The sequence below is a fragment of the Aeromonas sp. FDAARGOS 1414 genome (genome assembly GCF_019047065.1).
Taxonomy (GTDB): Bacteria; Pseudomonadota; Gammaproteobacteria; order Enterobacterales; family Aeromonadaceae; genus Aeromonas; species Aeromonas veronii_A.
Genome location: NZ_CP077210.1, coordinates 1,084,023 through 1,095,889 on the forward strand (window position 1 = coordinate 1,084,023; position 11,867 = coordinate 1,095,889).

At 61.3% G+C, this 11,867-nt stretch carries 11 protein-coding genes; 7 read left to right on the forward strand and 4 right to left on the reverse strand.

Annotated elements, in window-relative coordinates; all coding sequences use genetic code 11:
* Window positions 1–113: 113 nt before the first annotated feature.
* The 4 genes from tyrR to I6L44_RS04880 all read left to right on the forward strand — a co-directional run bounded on the left by tyrR (window position 114) and on the right by I6L44_RS04880 (window position 4,157).
* Window positions 114–1,661 (forward strand): transcriptional regulator TyrR, encoded by a 1,548-nt coding sequence (gene tyrR, locus I6L44_RS04865; RefSeq protein WP_216953439.1) that lies wholly within the window; start codon window positions 114–116, stop codon window positions 1,659–1,661.
* A gap of 188 nt (window positions 1,662–1,849) precedes the next feature.
* A complete protein-coding gene (locus I6L44_RS04870; protein ID WP_216953440.1) occupies window positions 1,850–2,407 on the forward strand; it encodes a YfiR family protein in 558 nt (185 codons plus the stop codon).
* Entirely contained in the window at window positions 2,404–3,633 is a 1,230-nt protein-coding gene (locus I6L44_RS04875; protein ID WP_216953441.1) for a diguanylate cyclase, read from the forward strand. Before I6L44_RS04870 ends, I6L44_RS04875 begins: the two co-directional genes overlap by 4 nt.
* A gap of 35 nt (window positions 3,634–3,668) precedes the next feature.
* Complete coding sequence (locus I6L44_RS04880) at window positions 3,669–4,157, forward strand: OmpA family protein (RefSeq protein WP_005333642.1); 489 nt, start codon at window positions 3,669–3,671, stop codon at window positions 4,155–4,157.
* A 95-nt stretch (window positions 4,158–4,252) separates the two neighbouring features.
* Here I6L44_RS04880 and I6L44_RS04885 read toward each other — a convergent pair whose 3' ends face one another.
* Window positions 4,253–4,990, reverse strand: a complete 738-nt coding sequence (locus I6L44_RS04885; protein WP_216953442.1) for a TerC family protein — start codon at window positions 4,988–4,990, stop codon at window positions 4,253–4,255.
* A gap of 120 nt (window positions 4,991–5,110) precedes the next feature.
* On the opposite strand from I6L44_RS04885, the gene I6L44_RS04890 reads away from it, so the two are divergent.
* The 3 genes from I6L44_RS04890 (at window position 5,111) to I6L44_RS04900 (ending at window position 8,367) form a co-directional block, all read left to right on the forward strand.
* Entirely contained in the window at window positions 5,111–6,226 is a 1,116-nt protein-coding gene (locus I6L44_RS04890) for an ATP-NAD kinase family protein (protein ID WP_216953443.1), read from the forward strand.
* Window positions 6,227–6,325: 99 nt separating this feature from the next.
* Window positions 6,326–6,604 carry a YfcL family protein gene (locus tag I6L44_RS04895; RefSeq protein WP_005333639.1) on the forward strand — a complete coding sequence of 93 codons (279 nt, stop codon included), beginning with the start codon at window positions 6,326–6,328 and terminating at the stop codon, window positions 6,602–6,604.
* Between the two features lie 98 nt (window positions 6,605–6,702).
* Entirely contained in the window at window positions 6,703–8,367 is a 1,665-nt protein-coding gene (locus tag I6L44_RS04900; RefSeq protein ID WP_005333638.1) for an AMP-binding protein, read from the forward strand.
* A 109-nt stretch (window positions 8,368–8,476) separates the two neighbouring features.
* Here the strand turns inward: I6L44_RS04900 and I6L44_RS04905 are convergent, their stop codons facing one another.
* The 3 genes from I6L44_RS04905 to I6L44_RS04915 form a co-directional block, all read right to left on the reverse strand.
* On the reverse strand, window positions 8,477–9,640 hold the full coding sequence (locus tag I6L44_RS04905) for a PLP-dependent aspartate aminotransferase family protein (protein ID WP_216953444.1): 1,164 nt from the start codon (window positions 9,638–9,640) through the stop codon (window positions 8,477–8,479).
* Window positions 9,641–9,773: 133 nt separating this feature from the next.
* Complete coding sequence (locus I6L44_RS04910; RefSeq protein ID WP_216953445.1) at window positions 9,774–10,817, reverse strand: isopenicillin N synthase family oxygenase; 1,044 nt, start codon at window positions 10,815–10,817, stop codon at window positions 9,774–9,776.
* Between the two features lie 376 nt (window positions 10,818–11,193).
* On the reverse strand, window positions 11,194–11,832 hold the full coding sequence (locus I6L44_RS04915) for an NAD(P)-dependent oxidoreductase (RefSeq protein ID WP_216953446.1): 639 nt from the start codon (window positions 11,830–11,832) through the stop codon (window positions 11,194–11,196).
* Between the last annotated feature and the right edge of the window lie 35 nt (window positions 11,833–11,867).

Below are 11,867 nucleotides of genomic sequence, written 5' to 3' on the forward strand. Positions count from 1 at the left end.
CCTGCCTGCGAAAGCGGGGCAGGCCCGCATTTTTATGGGCTGGCGCTCGCACTGGGGGGATCGAGACTGTATTATCCGCTCATTCATAGAGTTAGCTAGGAAGTGTGTCCCGAATGCGTCTTGAAGTCAGCTGTGAAGACCGCCTGGGCCTGACCCGGGAACTGCTCGACCGCCTGGTGGAGCACAATATCGATCTGCGCGGCATCGAAATCGATACCTCAGGCATCATCTATCTCAACTTTCCCGAGCTGGAGTTCAGTGATTTTCAGCATTTGATGCCGGAGATCCGCCGCATTCCCGGCGTCTACGACGTCAAGACCATCCCTTACATGCCTTCCGAGCGAGAGCACCACGAAATCGAGGCGCTGCTCAAGGCGCTGCCGGATCTGGTCTTCTCTCTCGACAGCAAGGGCAAGGTGACCCAGGCCAATCAGTCTGCCCTCACCACCCTCGGCTTGCCGGTGGAGGAGGTGCGCGGGGTGGCGCTCGGTTCGCTGGTCAAGGGGTTCTCCTTCACCCGCTGGCTGGAGGCGAGCGAGATCAAGCCGCAGACCTGCAAGCTCAGTTTCAATGGCGAAGAGTATCTGGCAGATCTGATGCCGCTGTTCGTGGCAGAAGCCCGCGGCAAGCAGGCGCTGGCCGGTGCCGTGGTGGTGCTCAAATCTGCCCGTCGGGTCGGCCTGCACTTCAGCGCGCTTCATGCGGTGGAAGTGGGAGGCTTCGAGCATCTGCAGGCCGAGAGCCCCAAGATGAAAGAGGTGCTGTCGCAAGCGCGCAAACTGGCGATGCAGGACGCGCCGCTGCTGATTGTCGGTGAGACCGGTACCGGCAAGGAGCTGCTGGCCCGTGCCTGTCACGGGGCCAGCCTGCGCTCCAGCCACCCCTTTATGGCCCTCAACTGCGCCGCCATGCCCGATAACGTGGCCGAGAGCGAGCTGTTTGGTTATGCCCCCGGCGCCTTTGGCAACAACACCGAGGGCAAGCGCGGCGTGCTGGAGCTGGCGAGCGGCGGCACCCTGATGCTGGACGAGATCGGCGACATGTCTCCCCATCTGCAGACCAAGTTTTTGCGGGTGCTGCAGGATGGGGTGTTCCGCCGGGTCGGTGACGAGCAGGAGGTGAAGGTCAACGTGCGTTTCATCTGCACCACCCAGAAGCAGTTGCTGGATCTGGTGCACGAAGGAACCTTCCGCGAGGATCTCTACTATCGCCTCAACGTGCTCAGTCTGACGCTGCCCCCCCTGCGAGAGCGCAAGGCAGACATCATGGTGCTGGCCCAGCAGTTTGTCTCCCGCTTTGCCAGCGAGTTGCAGCGACCCCGTCCGCGCTTTACCCGCAACATGGCCGACTACCTGACCGCCTACCGCTGGCCGGGCAACGTGCGTCAGCTGCGCAACTGTCTCTACCGCGCCATGACACTGCTGGAAGGGGATGAGCTGGGGCCCGAGCAGATCGACCTGCCGGTGGCGGCCGATACCATGCCGCTGATCGACGAGTGGTTTGAGGGGAACCTCGACGATGCGGTGAAGCGCTTCGAGAGCCAGCTGCTGGCCCGGCTCTATCCCGCCTTCCCGTCGACCCGTCAGCTGGCCAAACGCCTGGGCGTGTCGCATACCGCCATCGCCAACAAGCTGCGGGAATATGGCATCAGCAAGAAGTAAGTTGTTCCGGATGCCAGCCAACAGAGAGCCCGTCACCAGACGGGCTCTCTGTTTTCTTTACACGGCTTCCGGGCGGGAGGGCTTCGGGAGACTTGTCAGGCCAGTGTCCACCAACTTACTATCTGGATACATGTACCCGAACCGCTATGCCACTGCAGCGGTGTTGTCAAGGCGGCCACTTCCCGATCATGCTGTTACTCTTTTCTCCCCGTTTCGCCGCTCGCCTGGCGCCCTTGCTGTTAGGGTTTGGTCTGCTGTTGCCTCACGCGCTGGCGGAAACGGCCGCAGAGAGCCGGGCGACGGCGGTCAGAGAGCTGGTGCTCGATATCATGAGTTACACTCGCTGGCCCACCGAGCCTGCGGTGCTGCGCCTGTGTGTGGCGGCGCCGACGGAGTATGCCGGAGCCCTCTTTACCATCGATCGTCAGGCCAATGGCCGTGCCGTGCAGGTCAATCGCTACGAGGCGAGTGATCCGGCCATCAGTGATAATTGCGATGTGCTCTATCTCGGCGTCGTCGACGAGCCGACCCGGATTGCGTTGTTTGCGCGCTTGCAGGGTCATTCAGTGCTCAGCATCAGCGAATACAACCACGACTGTTCCACCAGCTCGGTGTTCTGCCTGCAGACCTCGCCGGACAGCGTGCGAGTGCGGTTTAAAGTGAACCTCGATGCCCTGGCCCTGAGCGGCGTACGAGTACATCCCGCTGTGCTCAAGCTGGCCCGTGCCGACAAGGGGGTCCCATGAGACGACAGGTCAGCGCGGATCCCCGTCGTCCGACCCTACGTCAGAGCCTGGGGCGAACCCATCTGGTGGCCGCCATCACGGCCGTCAGCGTGGCGGGACTCTTCTTTACCCTGGTTGCTTTGCTGGTAGTACGCTTCTACGCCGATCACAATCTGGAACTGGTGGCCCGCGCCATCAGCTACAGCGCCGAGGCTGCGGTGGTGTTCCACGATGAGGAGGCTGCGAGCGAGGCACTTAGCGGCATCGTTGCCAAGGAAGAGGTGGCCGAAGCCAGTATCTTGCTGGCCAATGGTCAACAGCTCGCTAAATGGGTTCGTCCCGTCAGCAATCCGCTGGCCACAGTCGAAGATTATCTTGCCCGCCTGCTGTTACCGGGACCGGTCACCTATCCCATGCTGCGGGGCGGTGAGCAGATTGCCACCATAGAGCTGCGCGGTCATGGCGAGTATCTGTTGCTGTTCTTGCTCTCGGTGCTGCTGGTGATGGTGGTTTGCCTGGTGTTGAGTGTGATGGGCGCCTTCTATGTCGCCGGGCGGATGCAGGTCGCGATCACCTCGCCACTGCGACAACTGGCACAGGTCGCCCACTCGGTGCGTCGACAGCGCACCCTGGGAATGCGGGCGCCACCGGCCGATATCGTCGAGCTCAATGAGCTGGGAGAGGATTTCAACGCCCTGCTGGACGAGCTGCAAGCCTGGCAGGCCCAGCAGGCCCGCGAAAATGCCAGCCTGCTCCATCAGGCGACCCACGATGCCCTCACCGGACTGCCCAATCGCGCCCTGTTTGAAGCGCGGCTCGCGCAGGCCATCTCCCTCGGCGAGCAAGAGGGGTTTGCGCTGCTCTATCTCGACTGCGATCGTTTCAAGCAAATTAATGACACGCTGGGGCACAACGCCGGTGACGATGTGCTGATCGCGCTCTCAAGACGGGTGCAACATCAGCTGCGTCCGGATGATCTGGTGTTTCGCCTCGGTGGTGACGAGTTTGCGGTGCTGGTTGGCCCACTCCAGCGACAGCATGAGGTGGAAGAGGTGATTGGCCGCATCCAGCAAGCGATGAGCGAACCGGTGGCGCTGCGTGACGGTCGTCAGCTGGTGGCAGAGGTGAGTGTCGGCTTCGCCGTCTATCAGGCGGGCATGAGTGCCAGCGTGCTGTGTGATCAGGCCGATGCAGCCATGTATCTGGCGAAACGGGCGCGCCGCAGCGAACAGCAAACCATCGCCTGACTGGCAAGAATAACAACATAAACAAGGAGCAAACCATGAAGATCACCCACCTGTTGAAAGTGACCCTGCTGGGGTTGATGTTGTCGCTGCTGGCCGGTTGCCAGAGCGCCCCCAAGGGGTTGACCCCGGAGCAAATCGCCGTGCTCAAGGAGCAAGGCTTTTATCTGACCGATGAGGGGTGGACGCTGGATCTGGCCAACCGGGTGCTGTTTGCCAACAACGTGGGGGCGCTCAATCCCCAGACTCGCCAATCCGTTGAAAAACTGGGTAAAACACTGCTTGGCGTAGGGTTGGACAAGGCGCGGGTGGATGGCCACACCGACAATACCGGCGAGAGCAGCTACAACCAGCAGCTCTCCCTGAAGCGGGCTCAGTCGGTGGCCGATGTGCTGGTCTCGGTCGGCATGAAGCCAGCCAATCTGGAGATCCATGGCCGTGGCGAGACCATGCCGCTGGCGGATAACAAGACCAGAGAGGGCCGGGCCGCCAACCGCCGGGTTGCCATCGTCATCAGCGATCAATAACCCTTTCATCGTTTCGTTACCCATAAAAAAGAGCGCCCGATCGGCGCTCTTTTTGATCGCGACAGCTGGGGTCGCGAGGGCATGTGGGGGCAGGGTTACTGCGCGCTATTTTGCCCGTTATTGTCGTGATGGCTGCGCAGGCGGATGTTGATCATCTCCACCACCAGCGAGAAGGCCATGGCGAAGTAGATGTAGCCTTTCGGTATGTGCAGATCCATCCCCTCCGCCATCAGGGCAAACCCCACCAGGGTGAGGAAGGAGAGGGCCAGCATCTTGATGGTGGGGTGGTTATCGACGAAATCGCCAATAGACTTGGCGGCAAACATCATGATGAAGACGGCAATCATGATGGCCAGCACCATCACCGGCACGTGATCGGCCATGCCGACCGCAGTGATCACCGAGTCCAGGCTGAACACTATGTCCAGAATGGCGATCTGGATCAGGGTGCTGATAAAGCCCGAGGCCGCTTTGCTGACGCTCTGTGGCTCGGCGGCGCCTTCCAGAGTGGCGTGGATCTCGTGGGTACTCTTGCCGATAAGGAACAGACCCCCCAGCAGCAGGATGAGATCGCGGCCCGAGATAGCCTCGTTCAGCACTGTGAAGAGCGGTTCGGTGAGACGCATCACCCAGGCGAGCGAGAGCAGCAACAGGATCCGGGTGCCCATGGCGAGCCCCAGACCCAGAATGCGCGCTTTTTGGCGCTGAGCCTCCGGCAGGCGACCTACCAGGATGGAGATAAAGATGATGTTGTCGATGCCCAGCACGATTTCGAGCAGGGTAAGGGTAGCGAGAGCGACCCAGGCGGAGGGATCAAGAACCCATTCCAGCATGATTGAACCTTGATTGAACATTGGTTGGAAAATTGAAGATGCGAATTCTAGCAGGGGTGCCACTGCTTGTCCCAGAGGGGGGAAAAGATAAAAATGGGGGCCATCGCAAGGGAGGCAGGCATGTTTCGATTAGGGTTCATTATTAATCCGGTCGCCGGGATTGGCGGCGCAGTGGGGCTCAAGGGGAGTGACGGCGTGGTGGATGAGGCGCTTGCTCGTGGTGCCGTGCCCAGAGCACAAGATCGAGCGCGGCAAGCTCTGTTGCCACTGTGCGAGCTGAGCATCCCGTTCGAACTGCTGACGGTGGCGGGAGAGATGGGGGAGGCGGTGGCCCGCGAGCTGGGGTTGCCCTGTCGGGTCATCTATCAACCGGTCGGGGAGAGCACCTCGGCCGATGATACCCGCCACGCTGCCGAGTTGATGCGCGAAGCCGGGGTCGATCTGCTGCTGTTTGCCGGTGGCGATGGCACGGCGCGGGATATCTGCGCCGCGGTGGGGGAGTCTTGCCATGTGCTCGGCATTCCGGCGGGGTGCAAGATCCACTCCGGCGTCTACGGGGTGACGCCCGCTGCCAGCGGGCGGGTGGTAGCGCGGATGATCGCAGGGGAACTGCTCAGCCTGATCGATGCCGAGGTGCGCGACATCGACGAGGAGGCGTTTCGCGTGGGCAAGGTGCGGGCCCGCCACTACGGCCAGCTGAAGGTGCCCGGCGATCTGCGTTACGTACAGGCGGTAAAACAGGGGGGCAAGGAGTCCGAAGAGCTGGTGTTGGCGGATCTCGCCGCCGGTGTGGTGGAGCAGATGGAGCCCGATACCCTCTATCTGATGGGCTCCGGCAGCACGGTGGCAGCCTGTATGGCTGAGCTCGGTCTGGAAAATACTTTGCTCGGTGTGGATCTGGTGGAAAATAGCCGACTTATCGGGCAGGATCTCAGCGCCGCCGAGATCCTGACCCGGATCCGCGGCCGTCGCTGCCGACTGATCATTACCCTGATAGGCGGACAGGGACATCTGTTCGGGCGCGGAAATCAGCAATTGAGTCCTGAGGTGATTCGGTGTGTCGGGCTGGACAATATCCAGGTGCTGGCAACCAAAGCCAAGCTTGCCGCCCTTGCGGGCAGGCCGCTGCTGGTGGACACCGATGATCCGCAATTAAACCGGGCGTTGCGTGGTTATCTGCGAATAACCACGGGATACAAGGATCAGGTCATCTACCCGGTGGCCAACCCGGAATAGGACGCCAAGGACGCTGCTGGCCTGGCGCCAGAGAGCCGCAATCAACCGGATTGCGGTTCCATACCCCCGAATTTTTTGCCGCAAATGAGGCTGCGTTACATGACGATTCACGATTTTGAGCACAAGTTGTTGGGACTGATCGACAGCATGGTTGCCACCGCGACCGACGATGAGCTGTTTGCGGGGGGTTACCTGCGAGGTCATATCTCATTGGCCGTTGCCCGGGCCGAGCTGGAAGGCAAGACCCTGGTGCGGGACGTCAAGAGCTATGTGCTGCGCAGCCTCAACGAGGCGATCTTGCAAGGTGAGCTATCTGAAGAGGATGAAAAACTGGTGCAGGCGATGTGGAGTCGTTTGCAACAAGATGCAGAAGCTTGATCGGATACACAATTCAAACTGAAGTTTGAGTTTATCCTTCCCCTGAAGTTAGTGAAAGGTTAATAATAAGTTTCGCCTTTTGTTTCAGGGATTAAACTATGGCCTCCTCCTCACGCATTGCCAATAAACTGCCGCTCGAGATGCTCTATCACTGGGAGCGGCAGTGTCCTGATCGAACCTACCTGCGTCAAACCATCAACCGCGAATATGTCGATTTCACCTGGGGTGAAGTGGCCGATGAAGCGCGGCGGATGGTGACGGCCTTGCGTCACCTCGGTCTGGTGGCCGGTGACAAGGTGGCGCTGCTCTCCAAGAACTGCGCCCAGTGGTTTATCGCCGATCTGGCGATGCAGATGGGGCAGTATGTGAGCGTGCCCATCTACCCGACTGCCAACGTCGATACCATCGAATATGTGCTGCGCCACAGCGAAGCCAAGGCGATCTTCGTCGGCAAGCTGGATGACTGGAAGAGTCAGGAGGCTGGCGTACCCGCCGATCTGCTGCGCATCGCCTTCCCCTATGACACCATGCCAGCCAGCCACCAGTGGGATGACCTGCTGGAGGCGCACGAGCCGATCCCTGACAGCCCGGTGCAGGCCCCTGACTCCCTGCTGAGTCTGGTCTACACCTCTGGCAGTACCGGCAAGCCGAAAGGGGCCATGCTGAGCGTCGAGCGCTACGCCTGGTCGTGCGAGAAGCTGGTGGAGACGGTGAGCCTGAGCCAGGCCGATCGGGGCTTCTCCTACCTGCCGCTGGCCCATATTACCGAGCGGGTCTACATCTATGGCGGCAGTCTCTATGGCGGCGCTACCATCGCGTTCCCCGAATCCCTCGACACCTTTATCGAAGATGTCAAACGCTGCCGTCCCACCGTCTTTATCTCGGTGCCACGGCTGTGGGCCATGTTCCGCATCAAGATCCACGAGAAGCTGCCCCAGAACAAACTGGCGTTGCTGCTCAAGATCCCGCTCATTTCCGGCCTTATCAAACGCAAGCTGCAAAAGGGGCTTGGGCTGGATCAGGCCCGGGTACTCGGCTGCGGCTCCGCGCCTGTCTCCCCTGCGCTGCTTGAGTGGTATCTGAGCATCGGCCTCAAGGTGACTGAAGCCTGGGGCATGACCGAGAACCACGCCTACTCCACCATCAACTACCCGTTCCGCGCCGACAAGATCGGCACCGTCGGCAAGGCGGGGATCGGGGTGACCATCAAGATCTCCGACGAGGGGGAGATCCTCTGCCGCTGCGAAGGGATGATGCTGGGTTACTACAAGGATCCCGAGCACAGCGCCGAGGCCATCGATGCCGAGGGGTGGCTCCATACCGGCGACATGGGCAAGCTGGACAAGGAGGGTTATCTCACCATCACCGGCCGGATGAAGGATGTGTTCAAGACCGCCAAGGGCAAGTATGTGGCGCCGGTGCCCATCGAGGGACTGCTGGGGCAGGAGCCCATTATCGAACAGCTCTGCGTGATTGGTTATGGCATGCCCCAGCCCATTGCGCTGGTGCAGCTGGCCGAGAGTGCCATGAAGGGCAATCGGGAGGAGGTCAACGCCAGACTGGAAGCGGCGCGGGTACGGGTCAACGATCAGCTGGAATCTCATGCCAAAATTCGCGGCATTCTGGTAGTGAAGACTCCTTGGAATATCGAGAACGGTGTGCTGACTCCCACCATGAAGATCAAGCGTCACCTGCTGGAGCAAAAGTACGCCCAGGTCGGGGATCGCTGGCCCTCATCCCAGGTGGTGGTGTGGGAGGAGTAAATCCCGTCTTTCCATAGCGCAACAAACAACAACGGCCCTTGATGGGCCGTTGTTGTGTTTGAGGCATATCACTCGCCGCTGTTTTGTCGGCGAGTAAAAGCGCGCCCGGTTAGATCTGCGCCAGCGCGGCGGCCAGATCGGCGATCAGATCGTCAGCATCTTCCACCCCGATGCTGAAGCGGATGAGGTCGTCATTGACTCCGGCGGCGAGGCGGCTCGCCTCGTCCATGGCGGCGTGGGTGGTACTGGCCGGATGGCAAGCGAGACTCTCGAGATCCCCCAGACTCACCGCCTGCACGAACAGCTGCAGGTTATCGAGCAGGGTGGCGCAGCGCTCAAACCCGCCTTCCAGCTCAATGCTCACCATGCCGCCAAAGCCGCTGGCGAAGGCGCCTAGGGCATCGTGGCCCGGATGGCTGGCAAGCCCCGGGTAGATCACCTTCTTCACCGCCGGCTGGGCCGCCAGAAACTCGGCCACTTTCTGCGCATTGTGCAGGTGGGCATCCATCCGCAGCGGCAGGGTCTTGACTCCACGCTGCAGCAGGTAGGCCTCCTGCGGGCCGATGGGGGAGCCGATATGCTTGAGGGCCACGGTACGGATCGACTTCATCAGGGCGTGAGAGCCCGCCACCACCCCGGCGATGATGTCGCCGTGGCCGCCCAGATATTTGGTGCCGCTGTGCATCACTACATCGACCCCGAGTTCCAGCGGACGCAGCAGGTAGGGGGTGAGGAAGGTGTTGTCACATACCGTAATGGCGCCCACCTTGCGGGCCGCTTCCACCACCAGCCGCGGATCCACCACCTTGAGGGTGGGGTTGGTCAGGGTTTCGAACAGTACCACCTTGGTGGCAGGGCGGATGTTGGCCAGCAGATCTCGATCGCTCTCGTAGGCGGTGACCTTGATGCCGGCGCGGCTGAAGGTCTGCTTGAGGAAGGCATCGGTGCCGCCGTAGAGCGGGCCGATATAGGCCACCTCATCGCCGCTGTCGGCTAGGGCATACATGATGGCGCTCACCGCCGCCATGCCGCTCGCCACCACCAGCGCTTCATCGGCACCTTCCAGCTCCGCCAGTTTCTGCTCCAGCTCGGCAGTGGTGGGGTTGCCAAAGCGACTGTAGATAAAGCCGGGGGCTTGACCTGCAAAGCGCTCCTTGCCCGCCTGGGCGTTGAAGTAGCTGAAGGTGCTGCTCTGGTAGAGCGGGGTGGTGAGGGCGCCGGTCTGGGGGTCGATCCGCTGGCCGCTGTGTACGCTCATGGTCTTGAATTTCATCGTGTTGCTCCGTGATGGCCAGGCTCTGGCCATGACTTGTTTTGTTGTTCGTTGCTTGTTGTTTTTGTCAGCGCGGGTATATCCATGCGGCTTGTGGCTTGTGCATATACCCGGCTGCGGATCTCTGCGCTGCTTAGGCCGGTATCGCTTCGCTCTCTGTGCGCGGGAGGCGAGCGGGTTCCACCGGCCCATAGTGACGTGCCGCCACATCCGGGTGGGAGCGCAGCCGCCCTTTCAGCACATTCTCCCCCACCTGATAGAAGAGCGGGTTGGTCGGGTCACTCTCCGGCCCTTGCGCCTGCGCTGCCAGCGCGGTGGAGAGGCTGAGCAGCGGCACGGTGGCATCGAGCCGCGCCGCCATAAAGAAGGCACAGGAGAGGCGCGATACGCCGGGCGGCGGGCTTACCACCCGATGCAGGGTCGCCTTGAGATAGCCGTTGGAGGCCAGCTCCAGCAGCTCGCCGATATTGACCACCAGCGCTCTCGGCAGGGGGGGCGCGGAGATCCAGCCGTCGGCCGTCTCGACCTCAAGCCCCGAGTGATTGTCCTGCATCACCAGCGTCAGGTAGCCGGGATCCTTGTGGGCGCCGACTCCCTGACTGCTGCCGCCCGCCTCTTGCCCCGGGTAATGAATCAGCTTCATGTGCTGGTAGGGGGCGCCGCGGATGCTGTCGTCAAACACGTTGGCCGGTTGCTCCAGCACCTCGGCAAAAGCGGCCAGCAGGGTGAGGGTGATGTCGCTCAGCCGATCCTGCCACGCCAGCAGATGGGCTTTCATCTCTGGCAGGGCGGTCGGCCACTGGTTAGGGCCGATCAGCCGCTGCCATGGTTCACGGATCAGGTCCGCAGGCAGGGCTTGCGCCTCATTCATGATATCGAACTGCTCCCGCAGATCCGGCCGCGCTCGGGTCAGCTCGGCACCGACCCGGTTGTAGCCGCGAAAGTGGGGGCTGTTGACCATCTGCACCGCCAGCTTCTCCTGCTCCGGCAGGGCAAAGAAGCGCTCTGCCAGCGCCAGAGTCTCTCGTTGCTCGGCGTCACTCAGGCCATGCCCTGTCAGATAGAAAAAGCCGACGTCGCGGGCGGCCACGGCCAGGCGGGCCAGCATAGGGCGACGCACCTCGGGTGCCCCGTTGAGGGCAGCCAGATCGATGATCGGCAGTGGTGAATGTTCCATGTGCACCTCCTCACTCTTTCGTTATACGGGATGGCGCGACAGTGTGGCTGTATGCGCAGCGGTGTGGCGCCATCTGGAATAAAAGGGATGCTACTGTTCGGTGTTATAAGACGGAAACAACAAATTATTCTTAGTTATATACAAAATTCGAAATGGAATTCGGCGTCTGATGGGCTGACGGTTTTTTGCGCAGCCATTGAGAGCTAAAAGGGGAATGATTGGGAGGCAGGCAAGCTGCCAGCGGCAAAAATGGCTAAAACAGAAAATGACCAAAACAGAAGGGAGGCGGATGCCTCCCTTCTGATTGAGCGGTTTTCACCTGACCGGGTGCACGGGCGAGTGGCCGCGTATTCTGGCCTTAACCGCCTGCTGGCTCTCAGTAACCCAGGGTAAAGCGCTGGCGCTGGTGAGCCGGTTTTTCCACCTCGTTCATCACACCGTCAGCCAGATCACCGGCGGTGATCCCGGCAGGCTGTTCGCCGCTGAACAGCACCTGATCGCCACCAATCCGATAGCCGCCGCTCTTCTCGCCCGGTTCGAGGAACACCGGGGGAGAGACAAAGCGCCAGTCGAGGGTGGTTTCACGGCGCAGGGCGGTGAGACCGTCGCGGGCCGCCAGCGCCCCCTGTTTCCACTCAGCCGGGAACTCAGGGGTATCCACCAGTTGCACGCCGGGGGCAACCTCCAGACTGCCGGCGCCACCTACTACCAGCAGCCAGCTGTTGGCCGCTTTGGCTGCTGCGACGATCGCGTTGGCGCCCTTGAGGTACTGGTCGTAGATATCCGGTGTGGTCCAGCCCGGGTTGTAGGCGCTGATCACCCGATCGTGCCCCTTGAGCACCTCGGCCAATGCCTGCGGGTTTTGGGCATCCACCGCCACGGCGGTGACCTGCGGATGGGCGGCCACCTTGCTGACATCGCGGACGATGGCGGTGACGTGATGGCCGCGGCTGATGGCCTCGTTCAGGATGGCTGAACCGACAAAACCGCTCGCACCGATCAGGGCAATCTTCATGGGGAACTCTCCTTCACTGTTGGAATGGGGCTATC